The following is a 25,792-nucleotide window of genomic DNA, read 5'->3' on the forward strand; positions in this document are numbered from 1 at the left end:
ACCAGACGCGCCGCACCTGGAGGGTCGTCCGTTGTTCAGCATCACCGTCCGCGATCACATCATGATCGCCCACAGCTTCCGCGGCGAGGTCTTCGGACCCGCGCAGCGTCTGCACGGAGCCACTTTCCTGGTGGACGCCACGTTCCGGCGCGAACAGCTGGACGACGACAACATCGTCGTCGACATCGGACTGGCCACCCAGGAACTCGGTGCCGTCGTCAGCGAGTTGAACTACCGCAACCTCGACAACGAACCCGACTTCGCCGGGATCAACACCTCGACGGAGTTCCTGGCCAAGGTCATCGCGGACCGGCTGGCCGAGCGCATCGAGAAGGGCGCTCTCGGCGAGGGCGCCAAGGGCCTCGCGGGCCTGACCGTGAGCCTGCACGAGTCGCATGTCGCCTGGGCGAGTTACGAGCGTGCCCTGTGACCGACATGACCACCGGGCGCACGGGCACGCTGGACTACGTACCCGTGCAGCACTCCGCCCTCAAGAAGGCCGAGATCATCCCGATGTCCCTGCGGTCCGTGCACTTCGTGATGCCCGGTGGCGTGGACGACTCGACCGCGCCGAGCGGCGGCAACGCCTACGACCGGCGGGTCTGCCTCGACCTGCCCGGCTTCGGCTGGCAGGTCGAGCGCCACGCGGTGGCCGGCAGCTGGCCCCGGCCGGGCGCCGCGGCCCGTACCGAACTGGCCCGCACCCTGCGGGACCTGCCCGACGACACCGTCGTCCTGATCGACGGACTGGTCGCCTGCGGCGTCCCGGAGATCATCGTCCCCGAGGCGGAGCGGCTGCGGCTCGCCGTCCTCGTCCACCTGCCGCTCGGCGACGAGACCGGGCTCGAACCGAATCTCGCCCTCGAACTGGACGCCAGGGAGCGCGAGGTGCTGCGGGCCGTGCCCGCCGTCATCGCCACCAGCGACTGGGCCGTACGGCGACTCGTCTCGCACCATGGCCTCGCCCCCGAGCGGGTCCATGTCGCCACCCCGGGTGCCGACATCGCCCCGCTCGCCTCCGGCACCGACGGTGTCTCACGGCTGCTGTGCGTGGCCGCCGTGACTCCCCGCAAGGGACAGCACCGGCTGATCGAGGCACTGGCCGGCGCGCAGGACCTGCCGTGGAGCTGCGTGTGCGTCGGCGGGATCACCCAGGACCCCGAGTACGTCGCCAGTCTGCGGATGCTCATCAAGAAGTACGGCCTCCAGGACCGCCTGCACCTCGCGGGACCGCAGGCCGGGGCCGAGCTCGACGCCAGCTACGCGGCCGCCGACCTGCTGGTCCTCGCCTCCTACGCCGAGACCTACGGCATGGCGGTCACCGAGGCCCTCGCGCGCGGCATCCCGGTGCTGGCCACCGACGTCGGCGGACTGCCGGAGGCCGTCGGCCGCGCCCCCGACGGCGGCGTGCCCGGCATCCTCGTCCCGCCGGAGGACCCCGCCGCCCTCGCCGCCGAACTGCGCGGCTGGTTCGGCGAGGCGGACGTACGACGCCGACTGAAGGCGGCTGCCCGGGGCCGGCGGGCCGCCCTGGACGGCTGGGCGACCACGGCCCGCAGCCTGGCCGGAGTACTCGGCCGACTCCCGAGCGAGCCCAGGAGGGCGGCATGAGGAAGACGGCGACCAAGCAGAGCGGGAAGATCCCGGCACAGCCGGGACCGCGGGAGGCGGCGTCCGTGAAGCCCGGAGTTCCTTCCGACGCGGAATCGGTCATCCCCGGGGCCGGTCCCAGCACCCACCCCGGCGAGCGTCCCACCGTACGGCTCAGGGACGCGGGTCCCGACGACGCTCCCCGTTATGCCCCCGAGTGGCTCGAGCTTCGGGAGGGGCCCGACGCGGCCGCGCGGGCGGGCGATCTGCTCGACCCGCTGCGGATCCGGCTGGCGAACCTGCCGGGCAAGGCCGGCCTGGTCATCCACGACCTGGGCTGCGGCACCGGCTCGATGGGACGCTGGCTGGCGCCCCGCCTCGACGGCCCCCAGCACTGGATCCTGCACGACCGGGACCCTTACCTCCTGCACTTCGCGGCGGTCGCCTCACCGCGCTCCGCCGCCGACGGCAGCCGGGTCACCGTCGAGACCCGCCGCGGCGATGTCGGCCTGCTCACCCCGGACGCCCTCGCCGGCGCCTCCCTGGTGACGGCCTCCGCGCTCCTCGACGTCCTCATCCGCGAGGAGATCGAGACCCTCGCCACGGCCTGCACGGGCGCCGGTTGCCCGGCACTGCTCACCCTGTCCGTGGCGGGCCGCGTCGAACTCACCCCGTCGGACCCGCTGGACGACGAGATCGCCGACGCGTTCAACGCCCACCAGCGGCGCGGCGGACTGCTCGGCCCGGACGCCGTCACCGTCGCCTGCGAGGCGTTCTCCGAACGGGGCGCGACGGTACGGCTGCACCCGAGTGCCTGGCGCCTCGGCCCCGCCGAGTCCGCGCTCACCGTCCAGTGGCTGCGCGGCTGGGTCGGCGCGGCCGTCGAGGAGCGGCCCGAGCTGAAGGAGCCCGCCGAGCGCTACCTCCGGGACCGTCTGGAGGCCTGCCGCGCGGGCGAGTTGAAGGTCGTCGTCCACCACAGCGACCTGCTGGCGCTGTCCCGGCCGACGGGCGGAGCGTCATGAGCGTGGAGACGGTGCGGCCGGACACCGACCGGCGTGCGGAGGACCGCTCGACTTGCGACGACGCCGGGGCGGGCGAGCGGAGGGCCCTTCCGGTCCGCAGCACCGGCCACGGTACGGCGCGGCTGCCCGTCCGGCGACCCGCGGAGACGCCCGAGCCGGGCAGCCTCTCCCGCCGGGCCCTCACGCTCCGGGCCGAAGTCGTCCAGACGCGCGACGAGGTACTCACGGCGCGCGCCGAGGCGCTCGTGGTCCGGGCCCGGATCCTGGAGGCAGCGGGAGAGTCCGTCGCGGACCTGACCGACGCCGCCGTCTCCCGGGACCGGATCGGCGTGATCGTGACCGCGGCACGGCCGTTGCCCGCTCAGGCCCCCCGGTGGCGTACCGTGCTGCGCGGAGTCCTCAACTCCCGCGCCCTGCGCACCCACATCGGCACCGTCGCGGGCGTCACCATCCTCGCGGTCCTGCTGTGGCGCCTCGGCACCGGCGTCTTCCTGGACGGGCTGCGCCGGATCGACGGCCCCGCCCTGCTGGCGGCGCTCGCGATCGGCGTGCTGACCACCGTGTTCAGCGCCTGGCGTTGGCAGTTGGTGGCCCGCGGGCTGCGCATCCGGCTGCCGCTCGGCGAGGCCGTGGCCGACTACTACCGTGCCCTGTTCCTGAACGCGGCCCTGCCCGGCGGTGTCCTCGGCGATGTGCACCGCGCGGTGCGGCACGGGCGGAGCAGCGGTGACATGGGCCGCGGCGTGCGGGCGGTCGTCCTCGAACGGGTCGCCGGTCAGATCGCGTTGGCGGTCGTCGGCGGTGCCGTGCTGCTCACCATGGAGTCCCCGGTGCTGGCCGAGGCCCGCCACCTCGCCCCCGCCGTCGGCCTCGCCGGCCTGGGAGCCCTCGCCGTCGTCGTGGCCCTGCGGATGAACCGGACCCCTTCCTCCCGCCGGGGCCGGCTCCTGCGCGCGACCCTCGGCGAGGCCCGCGAGGGACTGCTGTCCCGCCGCAACTGGCCCGGCGTCGCCCTCTCTTCGGCCGTCGTCCTCGCCGGCCACCTGGGGATGTTCGTGCTCGCCGCCCGCATCGCCGGCTCCGACGCCTCCGTGGCCGCACTGCTGCCCCTGGCCGTGCTCGCCCTGCTCGCCATGGGACTGCCCCTGAACGTCGGCGGGTTCGGCCCCCGGGAGGGCGTCACCGCCTGGGCGTTCGCCGCCATGGGCCTCGGCGCCGGCGTCGGTCTCGCGACCGCCATCGTGTACGGCGTCCTCAGCTTCGTGGCGAGCCTGCCGGGCGCGGTCGTCCTGGTCGTCCGCTGGTACCAGGGCCTGCGCCCGGCGAACCGCTACTCCCCGGTGAGCGCCGAGAAATACGCGCCGAAGGACGCCGCAAGGCTCTCCAGCAAGGCTTTGCCCTTTTCCGCCGAGCCCAGTGAAGGGCGCCCGATGACACCGGAATCGGTGTAACCGGACATACCGAGGGTGAGGAGATGACGACGGTCGTCCGCGACGAAATCGGAGGTCTCGTAACCGGATCGGACACATTCCGGATCGGTGTGCAGAAGAATGGAGGTCTCGATTTCTCCCGCGTGCATGTCGGTGAGCAGCGAGGTGACCACGCCGGCCTCCACACGGGCGGCCTCCCAGTCCTCCGCGGCCGGGAAGAGCGCCATCCGCTCCCCGCGGGCGGAGGCCTCCTGGACGACATTGCCCAGCACGTAGTTGCCGCCGTGTCCGTTGACCACGACCAGCGCCTCGACGCCCGAACGGCGCAGCGAGGCCGCTATGTCCCGTACCACCGCATGAAGGGTGACGGAGGAGATGCTGACGGTCCCCGGCCAGGCCGCGTGCTCGTGCGAGCAGGAGATCGTCACCGGGGGGAGGAGGTGCACCGGGTACGCCGCGGCGATCTCCCGCGCGACGGCACAGGCGACGAGCGTGTCGGTCGCCAGGGGAAGGTACGCACCGTGCTGTTCGAAGCTTCCGACCGGAAGGACGGCGACCTGCGTTGAAACGCCCGCGCCCCGCGTCCGTACGTCTTCCGTAGTGTCCGTCGGCAACAGACCGTACGCCGCCGACCGCATTCCCGAACCGCTCATCTTTTCACGGCCTTTCGTCTCTGCTTAGGAAACAGATCATGACAGATAAAGTTGGCGTCCTCGGCAAGAAGGCACCACAGCGCACCGGCGTGGAACGCGTGGTGAATGCCCCGCTGCCCACCGTGTACGGGAAATTCCAGGCGGTCGGCTATCTCGATCACGACCGCGGTGACGAACAAGTCGCCCTGGTCTACGGTGACATCGGCTCCGACGACGTCCTCGTCCGGTTGCATTCGGAGTGCCTGACCGGTGACGCGTTCGGCTCCCAGCACTGCGAGTGCGGCGACCAACTGGATGCCGCGCTGCGGGCCGTGGTCAAGGAGGGCAGCGGCATCGTCGTCTACCTGCGGGGCCACGAGGGCCGGGGCATAGGACTGCTCGCCAAGCTGCGCGCGATGGCGCTCCAGGCGGAGGGCCTGGACACCGTCGAGGCCAACCTCGCGCTCGGCCTGCCGGTGGACTCCCGTGACTACGGCGTCGCCGCCGGGATCTTCCACGACCTGGGCGTGAACTCGGTCCGCCTGATGTCCAACAATCCGCGCAAGCGTGAGGCGCTGCTGCGGCACGGCATCAAGGTCGCCGAGACGGTGCCGCTGCTCATCACGCCGTGCGAGAGCAACATCACCTATCTGCGCACCAAGCGGGAGCGGCTGGACCACGTTCTGCCCCATCTGGACGCGGTGGCCCACCTGTCCTGATCACCGGACTGATTCCGGGACGGGAAATCCGGACAGGAAGAGGGAATGACCGACGACGTCCTCTTCCTTTCCGGACCGCAGGTCACCCGCCTGCTCGACGCGGACACGGCCATCGCCTCGCAGCGCGCGGCCTTCACCGCGCTCGGCTCCGGGGCGGCCGACCTGCCGGCGAAGATCATGCATCCGAGCCGCTTCGACGACAGCGTCGTCTTCGCCTACGTCTCCCGGCTCTCCGCCGACTCCGGGGCCGTCGCGAAGTTCGGCAGCGTCAATCCGGGCAACGCGGCGGCCGGGCTGCCCACGATCCACGCCGTGGTCTCGGTGCTCGACCCGGTGACCGGCCGCCTCGCCGCCGTCATGGACGGCGCCGCGGTGACCACCCTGCGCACGGCCGCCGCGAGCGCCGTCGCCGTCGACGCGCTGGCCACGCCCGACAGCACCGACCTGGCCGTGCTGGGCTCCGGCACCCAGGCACTGGCCCATGTGCGGGCGATCGCCCGGGTCCGGTCCCTGACATCCGTGCGGCTGTGGAGCCCGACTCCGCGCCACCGCGCCCGCGCCGCCGAGACGCTGGCGGAGCTCGGCTTCCCCGCCGAAGCGGCCGGCAGCGCCGAGGAGGCGGTGAGCGGCGCCTCGCTGGTCGCGGCCTGCACACTGAGCACGACACCGGTGGTGCACGGGGAGTGGCTCGCGCCCGGGTGCACGGTGGTGAGCGTGGGGTCCTTCGAGCCCACCCGCCGGGAGGTGGACACCGACGTCCTACGGCGAGCGGTGCTTTCAGGGGCCGTCGTCGTGGACGATCCGGCGACCGCGGCGCAGCACGCCGGACCGGTCGTGGACGCGCTCAGGACAGGCCTGCTGACCGACCTCGTCGGGCTCGGCGACGTCCTGACCGGACGAGCCGTGGCCCGGACGGCCCACGGCGACATCGTCTACTACAACAGCGTCGGCCTCGGCATCCAGGACGCGGCCGCGGCCTGGGCCGTGGTGCAGGCGGCGAAGCGGGAGCGCCGGTGAGCACACATACGGCAGACGTCGTCGTGATCGGCGGCGGAGTCATGGGCACGAGCATCGCCCGACACCTGGCGCGCGCGGGCGTACGGGACGTGGTGCTCGTCGAGCGCGACGACCTCGCCTCCGGCTCCACCTCGAAGGCCGCGGGCGGGGTACGGGCGCAGTTCTCCGACGAGCTCAACATCCGGCTCGGGGCGCGCAGCCTGGAGGCGTTCGGCCGCTTCGAGGAGGAGACGGGGCAGGACATCGGGCTGCACCGGGTGGGCTATCTGTTCCTCCTGTCGACGCCGGAGGAGGTCGCCTCCTTCGAGGAGAGCGTGCGCCTCCAGAACTCCCTCGGCGTCCCCAGCCGCATGACCGACCCGGCCGAGGCACGCCGGCTGTCCCCCCTCATCACCACCGACGGCCTGCTCGCCGCCGCCTTCTCGCCCGAGGACGGCCACTGCACGCCCGAGTCCGTCGTGTACGGCTACGCCGCCGACGCCCGCCGGCACGGCGCGACGATCCTGCGGCACACCGAGGTCACCGGCATCGAACTGCACGGCGACGACATCACGGGCGTCGTGACGAGCCGGGGCCGGATCGCCACCGGCACGGTGATCTGCGCGGCCGGCGCCTGGTCGCGGGCCGTCGGCGCGATGGTCGGCGTGGACCTGCCGGTCGAGCCGCTGCGCCGCCAGATCGCGGTCACCGAACCGGTCGAGGGGCTGCCGCCCGACCTCCCCATGACCATCGACTTCACCAGCAGCCTCTACTTCCACGGCGAGGGCCCCGGCCTCCTCCTCGGCATGTCCGACCCCGACGAGAGACCCGGCTTCGACACCGCCACCCACGACCGCTGGATCCCCCGGCTCGCCGAGGCCATGACGCATCGCGCCCCCGCCCTCCTCGACCTGCGCCGCACCGGCGGCTGGGCCGGCCTGTACGAGCTCACCCCCGACCACAACGCCCTGATCGGGGAGGCCACTTCGGTGTCCCGCTTCCTGTACGCGACCGGCTTCTCCGGCCACGGTTTCCTCCAGGGGCCGGCCGTCGGCGAGGTCGTCCGCGACCTGTACCTCGGCCGCGTACCCTTCGTGGACATCAGCCCGCTCAGCGCCGGCCGGTTCGCGGCCGACGCCCCGCGCCCGGAGGCCAACCGCGTATGACCGAGCTCCATCTGTGGCTGCGCCACGAGGTCCGTTCCACCGAGCGACGCACACCTGTCGTGCCGTCCGACGCCCGGCGGCTCGTCGACAGCGGGGTGACGCTGACCGTCGAGGAGTCCCCGCAACGGATCTTCCCGATCGAGGAGTACGAGGCGGCCGGCTGCGGAGTCGCGCCCGCGGGTTCCTGGGCGTCCCTGGCGCAGCTGGACGCCGTGGTCGTAGGCCTGAAGGAACTCCCCGACGAGCCCGCCGCCCTGCCGCACCGGCACATCTTCTTCGGGCACGCCTACAAGGGGCAGCCGGGCGCCCCGGAACTGCTGCGCCGGTTCGCCGCCGGGGGAGGGGCGCTCCTCGACCTGGAGTACCTGGTCGACGACCACGGCCGCAGGCTCGCCGCCTTCGGCTACTGGGCCGGTTACCTGGGTGCGGCCCTGGCCGTGCTCCAGCACCGGGGCAGGCTGTCCGCGCCCCTCACACCCACCTCGCAGGAGGAGCTGGCGGAGGTCCTGCGGCCCGTCGCCGGGGACGAGGAGTTCAGGGCGCTGGTGATCGGGGCGCTGGGCCGCAGCGGCCGGGGCGCGCGCGTCGCGCTCCAGGCCGCCGGGATCGAGCCGGCCTGCTGGGACCTCGAGGAGACCCGCAGCCTGGACCGCCCCGCCCTGCTCGCCCACGACCTGCTCGTGAACTGCGTCCTCGCCACCACCCCCGTCCCGCCCTTCGTCCGTGAGGCGGACCTGGACGACCCGACCCGTCGGTTGCGCACCCTCTCCGACGTCACCTGCGACGTCGGCTCACCCCTGAACGTCCTGCCGGTCTACGACCGCGTCACCGAGTGGGCCGAGCCCGTCCGCCGGCTGCACAAGGAGCCCCCGCTCGACCTGATCGCCATCGACAACCTGCCGTCCCTGCTCCCGGAGGAGTCCAGCGTCGGCTTCTCGGGGTCCCTGCTGCCCCTGCTGCTGGAGTTCGGAGTCGGCGGCCCCTGGGGACGCTGTCTGGAACGGTTCCATCAGGCGTGCCGTGAACTCGGCATCGATGAAGGGGAGTTCCGCCGTGGCTGACCTGGTTCCCGCGACCGGCACCGTCCACTGGATCGGCGCCGGGCTCTCCACCGGCAGCGGCCTGGCCGAGCTGTGCGACACCGCCGACCGGGTCCGCCTGTGGCACCGCACCGAGGAGCGCGCCGCCGAGGCCCTCGCGGCGCTGGGGCTCACCGGACGGGCCGAGCCTCGCGCCTACACGCTGTCCGCGCTCGCGGCCGCACTGGCGCCCGGGGACGTCGTCGTGTCGATGCTGCCCGCGCCCGAACACGCGGGGATCCTCGCCGCCTGCGTGCGCGAGAAGGCCCACTTCGGCTGCTCCAGCTATGTGTCCGACGCCGTCCTCGAACAGGTGCCGGAGGCGGAGAAGGCCGGGATCGTCGTCCTCACCGAGGCGGGCCTCGACCCGGGCATCGACCACCTCTTCGCGCACAGCCTCGTCGCCCGGGCCCGCGATGTGATCGGCGACGCGACACCGGCGTCGTACAGCCTCACCTCCTACTGCGGAGGTGTCCCCGCCGTCCCGAACGACTTCACGTACCGCTTCAGCTGGGCCCCCGCCGGAGTCCTCAACGCCCTGCGCTCGCCCGCCCGTTACCTCGACAACGGCACCCCGACCACCGCCGAGCGCCCCTGGGAGGCGACCCGGCGCCATGTCGTGGACGGCGAGACCTTCGAGGTCTATCCCAACCGCGACAGCGTCCCCTTCATCGAGCAGTACGGACTGCCGGCCGCCTGGACACCGCGGACCTTCGTGCGCGGGACCCTGCGGCTGGACGGCTGGCTGCGCGCCTGGGAGCCGGTCTTCGAGGGGCTGAGGGCCGGCGACGACACCCGGATCGCCGCCCTGGCCAAGGAACTGGCGGCCAGATACCCGACGACGGAGGCCGACCGCGACCGGGTCGTCCTGGCCGTCTCCCTCGACGTGCGCGCGAACGACGGCCGCACCTGGTCCGGCGGCTACCTCCTCGACCTGGTGGGCGACGAGGAGGACAGCGCCATGGCCCGCTGTGTCTCCCGCACTCTTGCCCTCGGCATCGGTCACATCCTGGACGGCTCTCTCCCGGCAGGCCTGAACCGGGCGGCGGAGACGGCGGCCCGGTCCGAGCAGTGGCTGGGCGAACTCGCCCGCGACGGCGTCCACTTCACGCTCCGGGTCGATCACTAGGCGACCCGGAGCGTTCTAGTCCACGACCGCTTCGTGGACCAGCCGCTTGAGGTCGGGGAAGAGTTTCAGCGTCTTCGGCCGCACCTGGGTGAAGAACTGCACGGTCAGGTCGCGGCCCGGGTCGACCCAGAAGGTCGTGGAAGCCGCCCCGCTCCAGCCGTAGGAACCGAGGCCGGAAGGGGCCAGGGTGCGGGCCGGGTCGGTCACCACGGAGACGCCGAGGCCGAAGCCGACGCCGTCGTTGCCGGGCTCGTCGTGGGCGGGTTTGGCACCGAAGGTGCGCAGGTCGGCGCCGTCCGGGAGGTGGTTGGAGGTCATCAGGTCCACCGTCTCGGCGGACAGCAGACGGGTGCCGTCGAGTTCGCCGCGGCGGCGCAGCAGTTCCGCGAAGCGGTGGACGTCGTACGCGGACGCCACCATGCCACCGCTGCCGGACAACAGGCGGGGGCGGCCCCGCAGCGGCAGTCCGGGGACCGGCTCGATGGTGCCGTCGTCCTTCTCGCCGTACAACTCCGAGAGTCTGTCCGCCTGTTCGTCCGGCACCCAGAAGCCGGCGTCGGTCATCCCGAGCGGCCCGAGGACGCGCTCGGCGAAGAAGGCGTCGAGGGTCTGGCCGGACGCGATCTCGATGACCCGGCCCAGGACGTTGGAGGCGACCGAGTAGTTCCACTGCGTGCCCGGCTCGAACTGCAGCGGCAGGCTCGCGTACACGGCGACGGTCTCGGCGAGGTCCGAGCCCGGCAGCACGGACGACTCCAGTCCGGCCTCGCGGTAGAGGGCGTCGACCGGGTGGCAGTGGTAGAAGGCGAAGGTCAGACCCGCTGTGTGGGTCATGAGATGCCGGATCAGGATCGGACCGTCGGCGGGGCGGGTGGTGAGGCTCTCGCCGGAACCGTCCACGTAGACCTGGGGCTCCGCGAACGCCGGCAGGTACTCGGCGACCGGGTCGTCCAGCGACAGCAGCCCTTCCTCGACCAGCAGGAGGGCGGCCACCGAGGTGACCGGTTTGGTCATCGAGTAGATCCGCCACAGGGTGTCGGCCTCGACCGGCAGGCCGGCCGCGAGGTCACGCCGGCCGTGCGCCGTGAGGTGGGCGACGCGTCCGCCGCGGGCGACGGACACCAGGAAGCCGGGCATCCGGCCCTCGTCGACGTAGTGGGCGAAGTGCTGGTCGAGGCGGTCCAGCGCCTTGCCGTCCAGCCCCACCTCAGCGGGATCGACCTCTTGCCGAAGCTGTGCCATCGCATTCCTCCGTCGCGTCCGTCGAGGTGCGGACCGATATACCCGGCCCGGACCACCTCAGACATCATCGTCGCTCAGGAAACCGCGACGAGCCGCGGGTCGGCGGGGAATCGCCCGTCGCGGGAATGCCGGGTGCGACCGGGCCGGTTGATCGTGGTATGACTCAGGACGCGACGCAGGACGCACTGCTCAGGCTGCTCTCCGCGGGCCACGGCGGGGTGCTGGTCACCCTCAAGCGCGACGGCCGGCCCCAGCTGTCGAACGTCAGCCACGCCTACTACCCCGACGAGCGGATCATCCGGGTCTCCCTCACCGACGACCGCGCCAAGACCCGCAACCTGCGCCGGGACCCCCGCGCCTCGTACCACGTGACGACGCCGGACCGATGGGCGTACACGGTCGCCGAGGGCACGGCCGACCTCACCCCCGTGGCCAACGACCCGCACGACGACACGGTCGAGGAACTCATCCGCCTGTACCGGGACGTCCAGGGCGAACACCCCGACTGGGACGACTACCGCGCGGCGATGGTCAGGGACCGGCGGCTGGTGCTGCGGTTGCGGGTGGAGCGGGCGTACGGGATTCCGGCCCGCGCAGACGACTAGGGGGAGTACCAATCCACGACTGCGGTCCGCGCACCCCGGCCGCCCCTGAATCCGGCCGGAGTGCGCGGTGGTCGGTGCACGTCGTCGTCTGTCAAGGGAAAGAGGTCACCATGCCGGTCAACGGCCGCAGCCACATCCGTATCGCCCGCCCGTCCCGGGACCTGGCCGCCGCCGAGCGATTCTGGGTCGAGGGGCTCGGCCTGGGTGTCGTGTGGCGCGCCGAGGGCGGCCCCGAACCCGGCGAGCACGACCTGCTGATGCTCGGGTGGCCGGACGCCGGCTGGCACCTGGAACTCGTCCACGAGCAGGGCCACCCGGTCGAACCCCGCCCCACCGAGGAGGACCTGTTGGTGATCTACGTAGACGGGCCCGTACCGGAGGACCTCGTGACCCGCATCGAGGCCCACGGCGGCAAACGGGTGCTGTCGCCGAACCCGTACTGGAACGAGTGGGGCGTCACGGTGGAGGACCCGGACGGGTACCGGCTGGTGCTGTGCACGCGGGGCTGGGCGAACGCGTAGGCGCCGAGAACCGGGCAGGCCCGAGCCCCCGGTGCCGGCATGGCGCCCGGGGGCTCGACGTGGGGGGAGAGCGGAAGGGGAGGTCAGGCCGTCACCTTCTCCGGGCGGGGCACCTCCCGGGAGGTGCGTGAGCCGAGCTCCTCCGTGGGAACCTTGTGGGTCTCGCGGGCCGTGAGGGCGGCGATCAGCGGGGGGACGCACAGGGCCGCGGTGAAGAGGGCCACCGAGGACCAGTCGGTGCCGTCGGGGCCCGCGATCTGCGCCGCGAAGGTGACCGCGAAACCGGCCACCGCGAAACCGATCTGCGTGCCGATCGCCATGCCCGACAGCCGGACCCTGGTGGAGAACATCTCGCCGTAGAAGGACGGCCAGACCCCGTTCGCGGCGCTGTAGACGACGCCGAAGGCGACGATGCCGAGCAGCAGCGTCAGCGGGTAGTTGCCCGTGGAGATCGCCCAGAGGTAGAGGAACATCGTCACCGCGCTGCCCGCCGCGCCGATCAGGAAGACCGGACGCCGGCCGATGCGGTCCGACAGCGTGGCCCACAGGGGGATCGCGGCGAGCGCGACGAGGTTGGCCAGCGCGCCCACCCACAGCATCGAGGAACGGCTCATCCCGACCGCGTCGCTGGTCGCGTACGCCAGCGCCCACACCGTGAAGATCGTGGAGACCGAGGCGATCAGCGCGCCCCCGATCACCCGGAGCACATCGGCCCAGTGCTCCCGCACCAGGACCACCAGCGGAAGCTTCGGGACGCCCTCGGAGGCGGCCTGCTGCTCGAACGCCGGTGTCTCGTCCAGCTTGCGGCGGATGACGAAGCCGACCACGGCGACCGCCACGCTCAGCCAGAACGGCACCCGCCAGCCCCAGGACAGCAACTGGTCCTCGGGCAGCGCGGCGACCGGCAGGAAGACGAGAGTGGCGAGCAGCTGTCCGCCCTGGGTGCCGCTGAGCGTGAAGCTCGTGAAGAAGCCCCGTCGGTGCGCCGGCGCGTGCTCCAAACTCATGGAGTTGGCGCTGGCCTGCTCACCGGCCGCCGAGATGCCCTGCAGGACGCGGCACAGGACCAGCAGGACCGGGGCGAGGGTGCCGACCTGGTGGCGGGTCGGCAGACAGCCGATGAGGAACGTCGACAGGCCCATCAGGATCAGCGTGAAGACCATGATCTTCTTACGGCCGACCCGGTCGCCGACATGCCCGAGGAAGAGCGCGCCGACCGGCCGGGCCGCGTAGGCGACACCGAACGTGGCCAGGGACAGCAGGGTCGCGGTGGCCGGGTCGGACTCGTCGAAGAACACCTTGGGGAAGATCAGGGCTGCGGCACTGCCGTAGATGAAGAAGTCGTAGTACTCGAGGGCGCTGCCGATCCAGGCGGCGGTCGCCGCCTTTTTGGGCTGCCCGACGGCTTCGGCGGGGACGGACACGGGGTGCTCCTTCGGGGGGACTCCGGGAGCTATCCAGCTAATTAACCCACTGGATAGTTAGTAGCGGTTGCCGAGGATGGTGCGCCCGCGCATCCCGGGTGTCAAGGGGTCCGGACGTGCCGGGTCAGTCCGCCGCGCGGTCCGCCGTCAGGTAGGCGATCACCATGTCTCCCAACATGGTCCGGTAGTGCTCCCGCTGCTCGGCGGCGACCAGATCACGCCCGAACAGCGCGCCGAAGGTGTGCCGGTTGGCGACCCGGAAGAAGCAGAACGAACTGATCATCGCGTGCAGGTCGACCGCGTCCACGTCGGCGGTGAACAGGCCGGACTCCTGCCCCGAGGCCAGGATGCGGCGGATCACGTCGAGCGCGGGCGAGCCGATCTTCCCGAGCTTCTCGGAGGCGGCGATGTGCTCGGCCCCGTGGATGTTCTCGATGCTGACCAGGCGGATGAAGTCCGGGTGCTGCTCGTGGTGGTCGAAGGTCACCTCGGCCAGGCGCCGGATCGCCGCGACCGGGTCCAGGTGCTCGACGTCCAGCTGCTGCTCGGCCTCACGGATCACGCCGTACGCCTGCTCCAGGACGGCCGTGAACAGCTGCTCCTTGCCGCCGAAGTAGTAGTAGATCATCCGCTTGGTGGTGCGGGTGCGGGCGGCGATGTCGTCGACGCGGGCACCGTCGTAGCCGGCCCGCGCGAACTCCTGGGTCGCCACGTCGAGGATCTCGGCCCGGGTGCGGGCGGCGTCGCGGATCCGCTCGCCTGGTCGTGCCGGTTCGTCGACGCTGGTCATCGGGTTCCTTCGGGAGTGCGGCCGGTGCCGCAGATTCTAGAAGGCGCGGCGGGAGTCTTCCCCGGCGGCAGCCCGGCTGATATAGCTAACGTACTGGTTCGTACATTAGGGCTCGCCTCAGGAGGTCCGCGTGGCCAAGGACTCGTTTCTCGTCGGACTGATCGGCGCCGGCATCGGCCCTTCGCTGAGCCCGGCGCTGCACGAGCGGGAGGCGGACCGGCAGGGCCTGCGCTATGTGTACCGGCTCATCGACATCGACCTGCTCGGGGTGCGCCCCGAGGCGGTCGGCGATCTGCTGCGGGCCGCCCGTGACCTGGGCTTCGACGGGCTGAACATCACCCACCCGTGCAAGCAGCTGGTCATCGGGCACCTGGACGCGCTCGCCCCGCAGGCCGAGGCGCTGGGCGCGGTCAACACCGTGGTCTTCGAGAACGGCCGGGCGACCGGCCACAACACCGACGTCACCGGTTTCGCGGCGTCCTTCGCGCGCGGGCTGCCCGACGTGCCGCTCGAACGGGTCGTGCAGCTGGGGGCGGGCGGCGCGGGGGCGGCCGTCGCGCACGCCATGCTCACCCTGGGCGCCGGGCGGGTCACCGTCGTCGACGCGCTCGCCGACCGGTCCGCCGAACTCGCGGCGTCGCTGAACCGCCACTTCGGCGAGGGCCGGGCGGCCGGGACCACCCCCGACCGGCTGCCGCGGCTGCTCGCCGACGCCGACGGCATCGTGCACGCCACGCCCACCGGCATGGCCGCCCACCCCGGCCTGCCGTTCCCGGCCGACCTGCTCCGCCCCGAGCTGTGGGTCGCCGAGGTGGTCTACCGCCCGCTGGAGACGGAGCTGCTGCGGATCGCCCGAGCGCTCGGCTGCGCCACCCTGGACGGGGGAGGGATGGCCGTCTTCCAGGCCGCCGACGCGTTCCGGCTGTTCACCGGGCGGGAGCCGGACGCGGCGCGGATGCTCGGGGACATCGCGGAACTGGCGGGCGTGGTCGGCGCCCCCAAGTAAGCCGGGATCACTGGCGGTTGACGGTCCGCGTTACACCGGCGAAGACCGTCGTCGCCAGGATCCAGCCCGCGATGACCAGCGCGTACGACAGCGACTGGTACCACCCCTGCGGGGCGAAGGCGCCCTCCTGGCCGAAGGAGATCACCGGCAGCAGCAGGTCGAGGGTGTAGAACAGCGCGTTGAAGCGCGGGGCCTCGTCCGCCTTGAGCGGTGGCGGGTGGTGGAGGCTGTAGGCGACCGTGCCGACGGCGAGCAGGGAGACCAGCCAGACGCAGGCCCGCAGAGGGTGGAAGCCGTAGCCGACGGTGGCGTCCTGGACGTGGCCCCACAGGCGCCCGTACCAGGCGAGGGTGGCGCGGTGGCGGCGCTGCTTGGCGAGCTGGACCAGTCGTGCGGCCCGGTCGTCGCCGATACGGCGGTAGGCGGCGGTCAACTGCTCGTAGGCGTGCGGGACATAGCCCTCACGGTCCCGCTCCAGCATCGGCAGGCGGCGCTCGGCGGGCTCCTGGGGGGTGAGCGAGGTGTAGACGAGCTTGTTGAACTGCACCTCCTCCGGCACCACTTCGGGTTCCAGGAACAGGTCGTCGATCTGGGCGCGGCGCAGGCTCAGGGTGCCTTGGATGCGCGGCCCCTTGCGCAGCCAGAGCTCCCCGATGGTGGAACTGTTCGCTCTGAGCGCCGCGTCGCCCGGGTTCGACAGATGCGCGTACGAGAAGTCGAGCCGGCCCGCGATCCGGGCGCCCCGCAGACCGATCCAGCCGAAGGTGTGCACCCGGCGCAGATGGACGTCGCCCTCCACGACGAGGGTCTGCGCGTCGAGGACGATGTCGCCGGGGTGGCTGAGCCGGGCGTCGATGAGGTTGACGGAACCGGCGACGGTGGCCCCGTTGAGGCGGATCTCGCCGTGGGTGCGCAGGCCCGGCGCCCACAGGTCGTCGCCGATGGTCATGTGGTTGAGCTGGAGCGCGGGTTCACCGGCGTCGACCGCGGTGATCTCGGCGCGGTCCATGAACAGCGCTCCGGAGATCTGTGCCCCGCCGAGCCGCACCGGGCCGTTCACCTTGCAGTCCGTCAGCCGCAGCACGGCGTCCACGCGCATCGTGGCGGCGGTCAGTCCGGGCAGCACGGAGTTGCTGAGGTTCAACTGGCGCAACCGGCAGCCGTACAGCAGCGGTACGTCGTCGAAGTGGCAATGGCTGAGGCGTACGGCGTGGTCGACCGTCCCGTACTGGAGCCCGAGCACACCGGTGATCCGGGCGCCCGCGAGCTTGAGGGCCGGTATCTCCCCCTCCTCCTGCGGTCCGTTGAGCATCAGCGCCCGCAACACGGAGGCCCGCACGGTACGTTCGGCACCCCACTCGGCGCCGTCCGCCACGTCTTCGTCCTCGGCCGTACGGAAGTCCACGGCCTCGCCCTTCGGGAAGGCTCGCCACACACGCAGTTCGGCCGGGGTCAGGTTGTCGATCTCCATCAGCCGCGACTCTCCAACGTGCACGGCACGGTGTCAACAGGCCCTGCCGACGACGACGGCCCGGGAGTCCGTGCTCCCGGGCCGTCCACAACTGCCGTGCTAGACCCTGGTGTTCCACTCCGCGAGCACCGGACGGCCGTGTTCCGTCGACAGCCGGCTCGCCGTCCCGGTCGCCAGCTGGAACAGCCGGCCGTCCGCCGGGGCGAGCCCGAGCCTGCGGGCCGTCAGGACGCGCAGGAAGTGGGCGTGGGCCACCAGGACCACGTCGCCGTCGGGGAGGGCTGTGTCCACCCGGGCCAGCACCAGGTCGGCGCGGCGGCCGACGTCCTCGGGGGACTCGCCGGGGTGCCCCTCCGGGCCGGGCGGGACCCCGTCGGTCCACAGGTACCAGTCGGGGCGGGTGCGGTGGATCTCGACGGTGGTGACGCCCTCGTAGGCGCCGTAGTCCCACTCGTGGAGGTCGGGGTCGGTCGAAGCCCCGGTGATGCCCGCCAGTTCGGCGGTGCGTATCGCGCGGCCCAGCGGACTGGTCAGCGCGAGCGAGAAGGTCCGGCCCGAGAGGAGCGGAGCGAGTGACTTGGCCTGTTCCTCGCCGTGCTGGGTGAGGGGCAGGTCGGTCCAGCTGGTGTGCTGTCCCGACACGCTCCACTCCGTCTCGCCGTGGCGGACCAGAAGAAGATCCCCCACGGCGCGCCTACTTCTTCGCTTCGACGGCGTGGCCGCCGAACTGGTTGCGCAGCGCCGCGATCATCTTCATCTGCGGGGAGTCGTCCTGGCGGGACGCGAACCGTGCGAAGAGCGAGGCGGTGATCGTCGGCAGCGGCACCGCGTTGTCCACGGCCGCCTCCACGGTCCAGCGGCCCTCGCCGGAGTCCTGCGCGAACCCCTTCAGCCTGTCCAGGTGCTCGTCCTCGTCGAGGGCGTTGACCGCGAGGTCGAGCAGCCAGGAGCGGATGACGGTCCCGTCCTGCCAGGAGCGGAACACCTCCCGGACGCTGTCCACCGACTCGACCTTCTCCAGCAGCTCCCAGCCCTCGGCGTAGGCCTGCATCATGGCGTACTCGATGCCGTTGTGGACCATCTTGGAGAAGTGCCCGGCGCCGACCTTGCCCGCGTGGACATAGCCGTACGGCCCCTCGGGCTTGAGCGCGTGGAAGATCGGCTGGAGCCGTTCCACGTCCTCCTTTTCGCCGCCGACCATCAGCGCGTAGCCGTTCTGGAGGCCCCACACGCCGCCGGAGACACCGGCGTCGACGAAGCCGATGCCCTTGGCGCCCAGCTCCTCGGCGTGCTTCTCATCGTCGCTCCAGCGGGAGTTGCCGCCGTCGACCACGGTGTCACCGGGGGAGAGGAGCTCGCCGAGCTCGTCCACGACGGACTGGGTGGCGGCGCCGGCCGGGACCATCACCCACACCGTGCGCGGCGCTTCGAGCTTGTCGACCAGCTCGGACAGGCTCGCCACGTCGGAGACGTCGGGGTTGCGGTCGTAGCCGATGACGGTGTGGCCGGCGCGGCGGATGCGCTCGCGCATGTTGCCGCCCATCTTGCCGAGGCCGATGAGGCCGAGCTGCATCGCTGTCATGTCAGAGCACTTCCTTCAGTTCACGGTAGGCGGCCACGAGGGCGGTGGTGGAGGAGTCGAGGCCGGGGACGTCTGCGCCCTCGGTCAGGGCGGGTTCGACGCGCCGGGCGAGTACCTTGCCGAGCTCGACGCCCCACTGGTCGAAGGAGTCGATGTGCCAGATCGCGCCCTGGACGAACACCTTGTGCTCGTAGAGGGCGACCAGCTGGCCGAGGACCGAGGGGGTGAGCTCCTTGGCCAGGACGGTGGTCGTGGGGTGGTTGCCCTGGAAGGTGCGGTGCGCCACCTGCTCCTCGGCCACACCCTCCGCGCGGACCTCCTCGGCGGTCTTGCCGAAGGCGAGCGCCTGCCCCTGCGCGAACAGGTTGGCCATCAACAGGTCGTGCTGCGCCTTGAGTTCGTCGCTCAGCTCGCCGATCGGCCGGGCAAAGCCGATCAGGTCGGCCGGGATGAGCTTGGTGCCCTGGTGGATCAACTGGTAGTAGGCGTGCTGCCCGTTGGTGCCGGGCGTGCCCCACACCACCGGGCCGGTCTGCCAGTCCACGGGGTTGCCGTCACGGTCCACCGACTTGCCGTTGGACTCCATGTCCAGCTGCTGGAGATAGGCGGTGAACTTCGACAGGTAGTGGGAGTACGGCAGCACCGCGTGCGACTGGGCGTCGTGGAAGTTGCCGTACCAGACGCCCAACAGGCCCAGGATCAGCGGGGCGTTGGCCTCGGCGGGGGCGTTCTGGAAGTGCTCGTCGACGATCCGGAAGCCGTCGAGCATCTCCCGGAAGTGGTCCGGGCCGATGGCGATCATGAGGGAGAGGCCGATCGCCGAGTCGTAGGAGTAGCGGCCGCCGACCCAGTCCCAGAACTCGAACATGTTGTCCGGGTCGATGCCGAAGTCCGTGACCTTCTCGGCGTTCGTCGACAGGGCGACGAAGTGCTTGGCCACGGCCTTGTCGTCGCGGAGTCCGGCCGGGCCGTCGAGCAGCCAGGTGCGCGCCGAGGTGGCGTTCGTGATCGTCTCGATCGTGGTGAAGGTCTTGGACGCGACGATGAACAGGGTCTCCGCCGGGTCCAGGTCCCGCACCGCCTCGTGCAGGTCGGCGCCGTCCACGTTGGACACGAAACGGAAGGTCAACTCCCGTGCCGTGTAGGCCCGCAGGGCCTCGTACGCCATCGCGGGACCGAGGTCGGAGCCGCCGATGCCGATGTTGACGACGTTCTTGATGCGCTTGCCGGTGTGGCCGGTCCACTCGCCGGAGCGGACCCGGTTCGCGAAGTCGCTCATCCTGTCGAGCACGGCGTGCACCCGCGGCACGACGTTCTCCCCGTCCACCTCGACCACCGCGTTGGCGGGGGCCCGCAGCGCGGTGTGCAGCACCGCCCGGTCCTCGGTGAGGTTGATCCGCTCGCCGCGGAACATGGCGTCCCGCAGCCCGGACACGCCGGTGGCGGTGGCCAGTTCCTGGAGCAGGGCCAGGGTCTCGTCGGTGATCAGGTGCTTGGAGTAGTCGATGCGCAGATCGCCGACGCGCACCACGTACCGCTCCGCGCGCCCGGGGTCCGTCGCGAACAGCTCACGCAGATGGGGCGCGCCCTCGGCGCGGTGGTACTCCAGCGCGGTCCACTCGGGGCGGCGGGTCAGCTTGGGAGAGTCAGACATGAGAGGGGGTCTCCTTGGTGGCCTCGCCCCGGAGAGCGACGGCGTACATCTCGTCGGCGTCGAGGCGCCGCAGCTCCTCGGCGATGAGTTCGGAGGTGGTGCGGACCTTCAGCGCGAGGGTGCGGGAGGGCTGGCCCGGCAGGGACAGCGTGGCCAGCGGGCCCTCGGGGCGGTCGATGACGACCTCGCCGTTCGCGGTGCCCAGGCGGACGGCCGTGACGACCGGACCGGCGGTGACCACGCGGTCGATCCTCACCTTCAGCCGCGCCTCCAGCCAGCGCGCGAGCAGCTCGGCGGCCGGGTTGTCGGCCTCGGCCTCCACGGCCCCGGAGATGATCTCCGTGCGGGCCTGGTCCAGGGCCGCCGCGAGCATCGACCGCCACGGGGTCAGCCGGGTCCAGGCGAGGTCGGTGTCGCCGGGCGCGTAGGAGCGGACCCGGGTCGCGAGGACGTCGAGGGGGTTCTCGACGGCGTACAGGTCGGTGATCCGGCGCTGGGCCAGCGCGCCCAGCGGGTCCTTCGCGGGGTTCTCCGGCGCGTCCACCGGCCACCACACGACGACCGGGGCGTCCGGCAGCAGCAGCGGCAGCACCACGGAGTCGGCGTGGTCGGACACCTCGCCGTAGGTGCGCAGGATGACCGTCTCGCCGGTGCCGGCGTCGGCGCCCACCCGGACCTCGGCGTCGAGGTGCGAGTTGGTGCGGTCGCGCGGGGTGCGGGCGTGCCGCTTGATGACGACCAGGGTGCGCGAGGGGTGCTCGTGCGAGGCCTCCTCGGCCGCCTTGATCGCGTCGTAGGCGTTCTCCTCGTCCGTGACGATCACCATCGTCAGGACCATGCCCACGGCCGGCGTGCCGATGGCGCGGCGACCCTGCACCAGCGCCTTGTTGATCTTGCTTGCCGTGGTGTCGGTCAGGTCGATCTTCATGGCCTGCGCCAGCTCCGTCCGTCTTGTGCGAGCATCTCGTCGGCTTCCTCGGGTCCCCAGGTACCCGACGCGTACTGCGCCGGACGGCCGTGGTTCGCCCAGTGCTCCTCGATCGGGTCGAGGATCTTCCAGGACTCTTCCACTTCCTGGTGGCGGGGGAACAGGTTGGCGTCCCCGAGAAGGACATCCAGGATGAGCCGCTCGTAGGCCTCCGGGCTGGACTCGGTGAACGACTCGCCGTAGGCGAAGTCCATCGTCACGTCCCGGATCTCCATCGAGGTGCCCGGCACCTTCGACCCGAAGCGGACCGTCATGCCCTCGTCCGGCTGGACGCGGATGACGATCGCGTTGGAGCCGAGTTCCTCGGTGGCCGTGGAGTCGAAGGGGGAGTGCGGGGCCGTCTGGAAGACGACCGCGATCTCGGTGACCCGGCGGCCGAGCCGCTTGCCGGTGCGCAGGTAGAAGGGGACGCCCGCCCAGCGGCGGTTGTCGACGTTCAGCCTGATGGCCGCGTACGTGTCCGTCGTGGAGGCCGGGTCGATGCCCTCCTCCTCCAGATACCCGAGCACCTTCTCGCCGCCCTGCCAGGCACCCGCGTACTGCCCGCGCACGGCGTGCGCGCCGATGTCCTCCGGCAGCTTCACGGCCCTGAGGACCTTCAGCTTCTCGGTGAGCAGCGACTCGGCGTCGAAGGCGGCCGGCTCCTCCATGGCGGTGAGCGCCATCAGCTGGAGCAGGTGGTTCTGGATGACGTCACGGGCGGCGCCGATGCCGTCGTAGTAGCCCGCGCGGCCGCCGATGCCGATGTCCTCGGCCATCGTGATCTGGACGTGGTCGACGTACGACCGGTTCCAGATGGGCTCGTACATCTGGTTGGCGAAGCGCAGCGCCAGGATGTTCTGGACCGTCTCCTTGCCGAGGTAGTGGTCGATGCGGAAGACCTGGTCCGGCTCGAACACGTCGTGCACGAGGGCGTTGAGCTCGCGGGCGCTCTTCAGGTCGCGGCCGAACGGCTTCTCGATGACCGCGCGCCGCCAGGAGCCCTCGGGCGCGTTCGCCAGCCCGTGCTTCTTGAGCTGCTGGACGACCTTCGGGAAGAACTTCGGCGGTACGGAGAGGTAGAAGGCGTAGTTGCCGCTGGTGCCGCGGGCCTTGTCCAGCTCCTCGACGGTCTGGCGCAGCTGCTTGAACGCCGTGTCGTCGTCGAAGTCGCCCGGGATGAACCGCATCCCCTCGGCGAGCTGCTGCCAGACCTCCTCACGGAACTCGGTCCGCGCGTGCTCGCGCACGGAGTCGTGCACGATCTGTGCGAAGTCCTCGTCCTCCCAGTCCCGGCGGGCGAACCCGACGAGCGAGAAGCCCGGCGGCAGCATGCCGCGGTTGGCGAGGTCGTAGACGGCCGGCATCAGCTTCTTGCGGGACAGGTCGCCGGTGACACCGAAGATGACGAGTCCGGACGGTCCGGCGATCCGGGGGAGACGCCGGTCGCGCTCGTCGCGCAGCGGGTTCTCCCAGTCGGCGGTGACGGTCATTCCGCGTCAACTCCCTTGCTGTTCAGCGACTTCGTGACGGCGTCCAGCAGGTCCTGCCAGGCCACCTCGAACTTGGCGACGCCCTCGTCCTCCAGCTGCTGCACGACCTCGTCGTACGAGATCCCCAGCGCCTCCACGGCGGCCAGGTCGGCGCGGGCCTGCGCGTAGCCGCCGGTCACCGTGTCGCCGGTGATCCGGCCGTGGTCGGCGGTGGCGTTCAGCGTGGCCTCCGGCATGGTGTTGACCGTGCCGGGCGCGACCAGGTCGTCGACGTAGAGGGTGTCCTTGTAGGCCGGGTCCTTCACGCCGGTCGAGGCCCACAGCGGGCGCTGCTTGTTGGCGCGGGCGCCGCCGAGGGCGGTCCAGCGCTCGCCGGAGAAGACCTCCTCGTAGGCCTCGTAGGCGAGCCGCGCGTTGGCGAGCGCCGCCTTGCCCTTGAGCGCGAGGGCGGCGTCCGTGCCCAGCACCGTCAGGCGCTTGTCGATCTCGGCGTCGACGCGGGAGACGAAGAAGGAGGCGACGGAGTGGATCGTGGAGAGGTCGAGGCCCTTCTTGGCGGCCTTCTCCAGGCCGGCCAGGTAGGCGTCCATGACCTCGCGGTAGCGCTCCAGGGAGAAGATCAGCGTGACGTTGACGCTGATCCCGAGGCCGATGACCTCGGTGATCGCCGGGAGGCCCGCCGTGGTCGCCGGGATCTTGATCATGACGTTCGGGCGGTCGACGAGCCAGGCGAGCTGCTTCGCCTCGGCGATCGTCGCCCGGGTGTCGTGGGCGAGGCGCGGGTCGACCTCGATGGAGACCCGGCCGTCCCGGCCGCCGGTGGCGTCGTACACCGGACGCAGCACGTCGGCGGCGGCGCGGACATCGGCCGTGGTCATCATCCGTACGGCCTCGTCGACCGTCACGCCCCGGGTGGCGAGGTCGGTCAGCTGATCCTCGTAGCCCGCTCCCGAGCCGATGGCGGCCTGGAAGATCGACGGGTTGGTGGTGACACCCACCACGTGCTTCGTCCCGACCAGTTCGGCGAGGTTCCCGGACTCGATCCGCTTTCGCGACAGGTCGTCCAGCCAGATGGATACGCCCTCGTCGGACAGGCGCTTGAGTGCTCCCGCGGTCGCGGTTGCTTCGGTCACTGTGATCATCTTCTTTCTGGCGATCGGATCAACCACGCGCGGCGGCCACGGATTCCCGGGCTGCGGCGGCGACGTTCTCGGCGGTGAAGCCGTACTCGGCGAACAGGATCTTCGCGTCGGCGGAGGCACCGAAGTGCTCGAGGGAGACGATGCGTCCTGCGTCACCTACGAAGCGGTACCACGTGAGACCGATACCGGCCTCGATCGCGACACGGGCTCGCACGGACGGCGGAAGGACGCCGTCCCGGTACTCCCGCGGCTGCTGCTCGAACCACTCCACGGACGGCATCGACACCACCCGGGTGCCGACCCCCTCCGCCTCCAGCTGCTCCCGCGCGGCGACGGCGAGCTGGACCTCGGATCCGGTGGCGATGAGGACGACGTCGGGCGTCTCCCCGGACGATTCGACGAGGACGTACCCGCCCTTGGCCGCGTCCGGGTTCGGCGCGTACGTCGGCACACCCTGGCGGGTGAGCGCGAGGCCGTGCGGGGCCGGGTCGGTGGCGTGCCGGCGGAGGATCTCGGCCCAGGCGGTCGCGGTCTCGTTGGCGTCGGCCGGGCGGACGATGTTCAGGCCCGGGATGGCGCGCAGCGACGCGAGGTGCTCGACCGGCTGGTGGGTGGGGCCGTCCTCACCGAGGCCGATGGAGTCGTGCGTCCAGACGTAGGTGACGGGCAGCTGCATCAGCGCGGACAGGCGTACGGCGTTGCGCATGTAGTCGGAGAACACCAGGAAGGTGCCGCCGTAGATCCGCGTGTTGCCGTGCAGCGCGATGCCGTTCATCTCCGCGGCCATGGAGTGCTCGCGGATGCCGAAGTGGACCGTACGGCCGTAGGGGTCGGCCTCCGGCAGCGGGTTGCCCTTCGGCAGGAAGGAGCTCGACTTGTCGATGGTCGTGTTGTTCGAGCCGGCGAGGTCGGCGGAACCGCCCCACAGCTCGGGCAGCACCGCGCCGAGGGCCTGGAGCACCTTGCCGGAGGCGGCGCGGGTGGCGACGGACGTGCCCTCCTCGAAGACCGGGATCGCGGACTCCCAGCCCTCGGGGAGCTGGCCGGCGACGATCCGGTCGAAGAGCTGGGCCCGCTCGGGCTGCTCACCGCGCCATACGGAGATCTGCTTGTCCCAGGCGGCGTGCGCCTCGGCGCCCCGGTCGAGGGCCTTGCGGGAGTGGGCCAGCACCTCGTCGGCGACCTCGAAGGTCCGCTCGGGGTCGAAGCCGAGGACCCGCTTGGTGGCGGCGACCTCGTCGGCGCCGAGCGCGGAGCCGTGGGCGGCCTCGGTGTTCTGGGCGTTCGGGGCGGGCCAGGCGATGATCGTGCGCATCGCGATGATCGAGGGCCGCTCGGTCTCGGCCTGCGCGGACTTCAGTGCCGTGTACAGGGCGGGTACGTCGATGTCGCCGTCGGCGCCGGGCTCGATGCGCTGGGTGTGCCAGCCGTAGGCCTCGTACCGCTTGAGCACGTCCTCGGAGAACGCGGTCGCCGTGTCGCCCTCGATGGAGATGTGGTTGTCGTCGTAGACGAAGACCAGGTTGCCGAGCTTCTGGTGGCCCGCGAGCGAGGAGGCCTCGGCGGAGATGCCCTCCTCCAGGTCGCCGTCGGAGACGATCGCCCAGATGGTGTGGTCGAAGGGCGACTCGCCCTCGGGGGCCTCGGGGTCGAAGAGGCCGCGCTCGTAGCGGGCGGCCATCGCCATGCCGACGGCGTTGGCGACACCCTGCCCGAGCGGCCCGGTGGTCGTCTCCACTCCTGCCGTGTGCCCGTACTCGGGGTGACCGGGCGTCTTGGAGCCGTGGGTCCGGAAGGCCTTCAGGTCGTCCAGCTCCAGCTCGTATCCGGAGAGGTAGAGCTGGGTGTAGAGCGTCAGCGACGTGTGGCCGGGGGAGAGGACGAAGCGGTCGCGCCCGGTCCACTCGGGATCGGCCGGGTCATGACGCATCACCTTCTGAAAGATCGTGTACGCCGCGGGGGCCAGGGCCATCGCGGTGCCCGGGTGGCCGTTCCCGACCTGCTGCACGGCATCCGCCGCCAGCAGGCGGGCGGTGTCGACGGCACGCCGGTCGAGTTCGGTCCATTCGAAGCTGTCCGGTGTCTGCGTGCTCATCTTCAAGAAGTCCTCGATCGGAGCGAAGTAGCTG

Annotated in this window: 23 protein-coding genes and 1 pseudogene; 12 read left to right on the plus strand and 12 right to left on the minus strand. The window is 71.5% G+C overall.

Annotation, left to right across the window (positions count from 1 at the left end; translation table 11 throughout):
• The first annotated feature begins 31 nt into the window (after positions 1-31).
• From AQJ46_RS34285 to AQJ46_RS34300, 4 genes and pseudogenes are all read left to right on the plus strand, one after another.
• Positions 32-430: a 6-pyruvoyl trahydropterin synthase family protein gene (locus AQJ46_RS34285; protein WP_059209262.1), complete on the plus strand. Its 399-nt coding sequence runs from the start codon at positions 32-34 to the stop codon at positions 428-430.
• The gene (locus AQJ46_RS34290; RefSeq protein ID WP_059209263.1) at positions 427-1,611 is read left to right on the plus strand and encodes a glycosyltransferase family 4 protein; all 1,185 of its coding nucleotides are present in this window, start codon (positions 427-429) and stop codon (positions 1,609-1,611) included. The genes AQJ46_RS34285 and AQJ46_RS34290 overlap by 4 nt, the downstream gene beginning before the upstream one ends.
• A complete protein-coding gene (locus AQJ46_RS34295) occupies positions 1,608-2,615 on the plus strand; it encodes a class I SAM-dependent methyltransferase (RefSeq protein ID WP_059209264.1) in 1,008 nt (335 codons plus the stop codon). The genes AQJ46_RS34290 and AQJ46_RS34295 overlap by 4 nt, the downstream gene beginning before the upstream one ends.
• Positions 2,612-3,835: pseudogene (locus tag AQJ46_RS34300) on the plus strand (lysylphosphatidylglycerol synthase transmembrane domain-containing protein); the annotation flags it as partial. The gene AQJ46_RS34295 and the pseudogene AQJ46_RS34300, both read left to right, overlap by 4 nt.
• 110 nt (positions 3,836-3,945) lie before the next feature.
• Here the strand turns inward: AQJ46_RS34300 and AQJ46_RS57555 are convergent.
• Positions 3,946-4,698 carry a creatininase family protein gene (locus AQJ46_RS57555; protein WP_079072539.1) on the minus strand — a complete coding sequence of 251 codons (753 nt, stop codon included), beginning with the start codon at positions 4,696-4,698 and terminating at the stop codon, positions 3,946-3,948.
• A gap of 38 nt (positions 4,699-4,736) precedes the next feature.
• Here AQJ46_RS57555 and ribA point away from each other — a divergent pair, with 38 nt between their 5' ends.
• From ribA to AQJ46_RS34325, 5 genes are read left to right on the plus strand one after another with little or no spacing between them, the layout of a single operon-like run.
• Positions 4,737-5,396 (plus strand): GTP cyclohydrolase II, encoded by a 660-nt coding sequence (ribA, locus tag AQJ46_RS34305; RefSeq protein ID WP_057612671.1) that lies wholly within the window; start codon positions 4,737-4,739, stop codon positions 5,394-5,396.
• A 45-nt stretch (positions 5,397-5,441) separates the two neighbouring features.
• On the plus strand, positions 5,442-6,413 hold the full coding sequence (locus tag AQJ46_RS34310) for an ornithine cyclodeaminase family protein (protein ID WP_059209265.1): 972 nt from the start codon (positions 5,442-5,444) through the stop codon (positions 6,411-6,413).
• Positions 6,410-7,558, plus strand: coding sequence for an NAD(P)/FAD-dependent oxidoreductase (locus tag AQJ46_RS34315; protein WP_059209266.1), 1,149 nt, complete (start codon positions 6,410-6,412; stop codon positions 7,556-7,558). The genes AQJ46_RS34310 and AQJ46_RS34315 overlap by 4 nt, the downstream gene beginning before the upstream one ends.
• Complete coding sequence (locus tag AQJ46_RS34320; protein ID WP_059209267.1) at positions 7,555-8,619, plus strand: saccharopine dehydrogenase; 1,065 nt, start codon at positions 7,555-7,557, stop codon at positions 8,617-8,619. Before AQJ46_RS34315 ends, AQJ46_RS34320 begins: the two co-directional genes overlap by 4 nt.
• Entirely contained in the window at positions 8,612-9,766 is a 1,155-nt protein-coding gene (locus AQJ46_RS34325) for a saccharopine dehydrogenase family protein (protein ID WP_059209268.1), read from the plus strand. Before AQJ46_RS34320 ends, AQJ46_RS34325 begins: the two co-directional genes overlap by 8 nt.
• Before the next feature lie 15 nt (positions 9,767-9,781).
• Here AQJ46_RS34325 and AQJ46_RS34330 read toward each other — a convergent pair whose 3' ends face one another.
• Positions 9,782-11,008, minus strand: coding sequence for a serine hydrolase domain-containing protein (locus tag AQJ46_RS34330; RefSeq protein ID WP_059209269.1), 1,227 nt, complete (start codon positions 11,006-11,008; stop codon positions 9,782-9,784).
• Between the two features lie 158 nt (positions 11,009-11,166).
• Between AQJ46_RS34330 and AQJ46_RS34335 the strand changes: the two genes are divergently transcribed.
• Both AQJ46_RS34335 and AQJ46_RS34340 read left to right on the plus strand, forming a co-directional pair.
• Positions 11,167-11,613 (plus strand): PPOX class F420-dependent oxidoreductase, encoded by a 447-nt coding sequence (locus AQJ46_RS34335; RefSeq protein ID WP_059209270.1) that lies wholly within the window; start codon positions 11,167-11,169, stop codon positions 11,611-11,613.
• A 110-nt stretch (positions 11,614-11,723) separates the two neighbouring features.
• Positions 11,724-12,134, plus strand: a complete 411-nt coding sequence (locus AQJ46_RS34340; RefSeq protein WP_059209271.1) for a VOC family protein — start codon at positions 11,724-11,726, stop codon at positions 12,132-12,134.
• An 83-nt stretch (positions 12,135-12,217) separates the two neighbouring features.
• Here the strand turns inward: AQJ46_RS34340 and AQJ46_RS34345 are convergent, their stop codons facing one another.
• Complete coding sequence (locus tag AQJ46_RS34345; protein ID WP_059209272.1) at positions 12,218-13,558, minus strand: MFS transporter; 1,341 nt, start codon at positions 13,556-13,558, stop codon at positions 12,218-12,220.
• 124 nt (positions 13,559-13,682) lie between these two features.
• A complete protein-coding gene (locus AQJ46_RS34350; protein WP_059209273.1) occupies positions 13,683-14,348 on the minus strand; it encodes a TetR/AcrR family transcriptional regulator in 666 nt (221 codons plus the stop codon).
• Between the two features lie 130 nt (positions 14,349-14,478).
• Between AQJ46_RS34350 and AQJ46_RS34355 the strand changes: the two genes are divergently transcribed.
• Positions 14,479-15,354, plus strand: a complete 876-nt coding sequence (locus AQJ46_RS34355; RefSeq protein ID WP_059209274.1) for a shikimate dehydrogenase — start codon at positions 14,479-14,481, stop codon at positions 15,352-15,354.
• Between the two features lie 7 nt (positions 15,355-15,361).
• Here AQJ46_RS34355 and AQJ46_RS34360 read toward each other — a convergent pair whose 3' ends face one another.
• The 8 genes from AQJ46_RS34360 to tkt form a co-directional block, all read right to left on the minus strand.
• Complete coding sequence (locus tag AQJ46_RS34360; RefSeq protein ID WP_059209275.1) at positions 15,362-16,825, minus strand: hypothetical protein; 1,464 nt, start codon at positions 16,823-16,825, stop codon at positions 15,362-15,364.
• A gap of 99 nt (positions 16,826-16,924) precedes the next feature.
• Positions 16,925-17,512 (minus strand): histidine phosphatase family protein, encoded by a 588-nt coding sequence (locus tag AQJ46_RS34365; protein ID WP_059209276.1) that lies wholly within the window; start codon positions 17,510-17,512, stop codon positions 16,925-16,927.
• A 7-nt stretch (positions 17,513-17,519) separates the two neighbouring features.
• Positions 17,520-18,398, minus strand: coding sequence for a phosphogluconate dehydrogenase (NAD(+)-dependent, decarboxylating) (gene gnd / locus AQJ46_RS34370; RefSeq protein ID WP_059209471.1), 879 nt, complete (start codon positions 18,396-18,398; stop codon positions 17,520-17,522).
• A 10-nt stretch (positions 18,399-18,408) separates the two neighbouring features.
• A complete protein-coding gene (gene pgi / locus AQJ46_RS34375) occupies positions 18,409-20,061 on the minus strand; it encodes a glucose-6-phosphate isomerase (RefSeq protein ID WP_059209277.1) in 1,653 nt (550 codons plus the stop codon).
• Positions 20,054-20,989: a glucose-6-phosphate dehydrogenase assembly protein OpcA gene (opcA, locus tag AQJ46_RS34380; protein WP_059209278.1), complete on the minus strand. Its 936-nt coding sequence runs from the start codon at positions 20,987-20,989 to the stop codon at positions 20,054-20,056. The genes pgi and opcA overlap by 8 nt, the downstream gene beginning before the upstream one ends.
• A complete protein-coding gene (gene zwf / locus AQJ46_RS34385; protein ID WP_059209279.1) occupies positions 20,986-22,521 on the minus strand; it encodes a glucose-6-phosphate dehydrogenase in 1,536 nt (511 codons plus the stop codon). The genes opcA and zwf overlap by 4 nt, the downstream gene beginning before the upstream one ends.
• Complete coding sequence (gene tal / locus AQJ46_RS34390) at positions 22,518-23,663, minus strand: transaldolase (RefSeq protein WP_059209472.1); 1,146 nt, start codon at positions 23,661-23,663, stop codon at positions 22,518-22,520. The genes zwf and tal overlap by 4 nt, the downstream gene beginning before the upstream one ends.
• Positions 23,664-23,682: 19 nt before the next feature.
• A complete protein-coding gene (tkt, locus tag AQJ46_RS34395) occupies positions 23,683-25,758 on the minus strand; it encodes a transketolase (protein WP_059209280.1) in 2,076 nt (691 codons plus the stop codon).
• Positions 25,759-25,792: the final 34 nt, after the last annotated feature.

The sequence above is a fragment of the Streptomyces canus genome (assembly GCF_001514145.1).
Taxonomy (GTDB): Bacteria; Actinomycetota; Actinomycetes; order Streptomycetales; family Streptomycetaceae; genus Streptomyces; species Streptomyces canus.

What these genes read in the sequence shown, in the direction of transcription:
- gnd (WP_059209471.1), bottom strand. Translation starts at nt 18,398, where the DNA reads ATGCAGCTCGGCCTCATCGGCCTCGGCAAGATGGGCGGCAACATGCGC.
- tal (WP_059209472.1), bottom strand. Translation starts at nt 23,663, where the DNA reads ATGATCACAGTGACCGAAGCAACCGCGACCGCGGGAGCACTCAAGCGC.
- pgi (WP_059209277.1), bottom strand. Translation starts at nt 20,061, where the DNA reads ATGTCTGACTCTCCCAAGCTGACCCGCCGCCCCGAGTGGACCGCGCTG.
- AQJ46_RS34320 (WP_059209267.1), top strand. Translation starts at nt 7,555, where the DNA reads ATGACCGAGCTCCATCTGTGGCTGCGCCACGAGGTCCGTTCCACCGAG.
- AQJ46_RS34340 (WP_059209271.1), top strand. Translation starts at nt 11,724, where the DNA reads ATGCCGGTCAACGGCCGCAGCCACATCCGTATCGCCCGCCCGTCCCGG.
- AQJ46_RS34335 (WP_059209270.1), top strand. Translation starts at nt 11,167, where the DNA reads ATGACTCAGGACGCGACGCAGGACGCACTGCTCAGGCTGCTCTCCGCG.
- AQJ46_RS57555 (WP_079072539.1), bottom strand. Translation starts at nt 4,698, where the DNA reads ATGAGCGGTTCGGGAATGCGGTCGGCGGCGTACGGTCTGTTGCCGACG.
- opcA (WP_059209278.1), bottom strand. Translation starts at nt 20,989, where the DNA reads ATGAAGATCGACCTGACCGACACCACGGCAAGCAAGATCAACAAGGCG.
- AQJ46_RS34295 (WP_059209264.1), top strand. Translation starts at nt 1,608, where the DNA reads ATGAGGAAGACGGCGACCAAGCAGAGCGGGAAGATCCCGGCACAGCCG.
- AQJ46_RS34350 (WP_059209273.1), bottom strand. Translation starts at nt 14,348, where the DNA reads ATGACCAGCGTCGACGAACCGGCACGACCAGGCGAGCGGATCCGCGAC.
- zwf (WP_059209279.1), bottom strand. Translation starts at nt 22,521, where the DNA reads ATGACCGTCACCGCCGACTGGGAGAACCCGCTGCGCGACGAGCGCGAC.
- AQJ46_RS34330 (WP_059209269.1), bottom strand. Translation starts at nt 11,008, where the DNA reads ATGGCACAGCTTCGGCAAGAGGTCGATCCCGCTGAGGTGGGGCTGGAC.
- AQJ46_RS34360 (WP_059209275.1), bottom strand. Translation starts at nt 16,825, where the DNA reads ATGGAGATCGACAACCTGACCCCGGCCGAACTGCGTGTGTGGCGAGCC.
- AQJ46_RS34310 (WP_059209265.1), top strand. Translation starts at nt 5,442, where the DNA reads ATGACCGACGACGTCCTCTTCCTTTCCGGACCGCAGGTCACCCGCCTG.
- ribA (WP_057612671.1), top strand. Translation starts at nt 4,737, where the DNA reads ATGACAGATAAAGTTGGCGTCCTCGGCAAGAAGGCACCACAGCGCACC.
- tkt (WP_059209280.1), bottom strand. Translation starts at nt 25,758, where the DNA reads ATGAGCACGCAGACACCGGACAGCTTCGAATGGACCGAACTCGACCGG.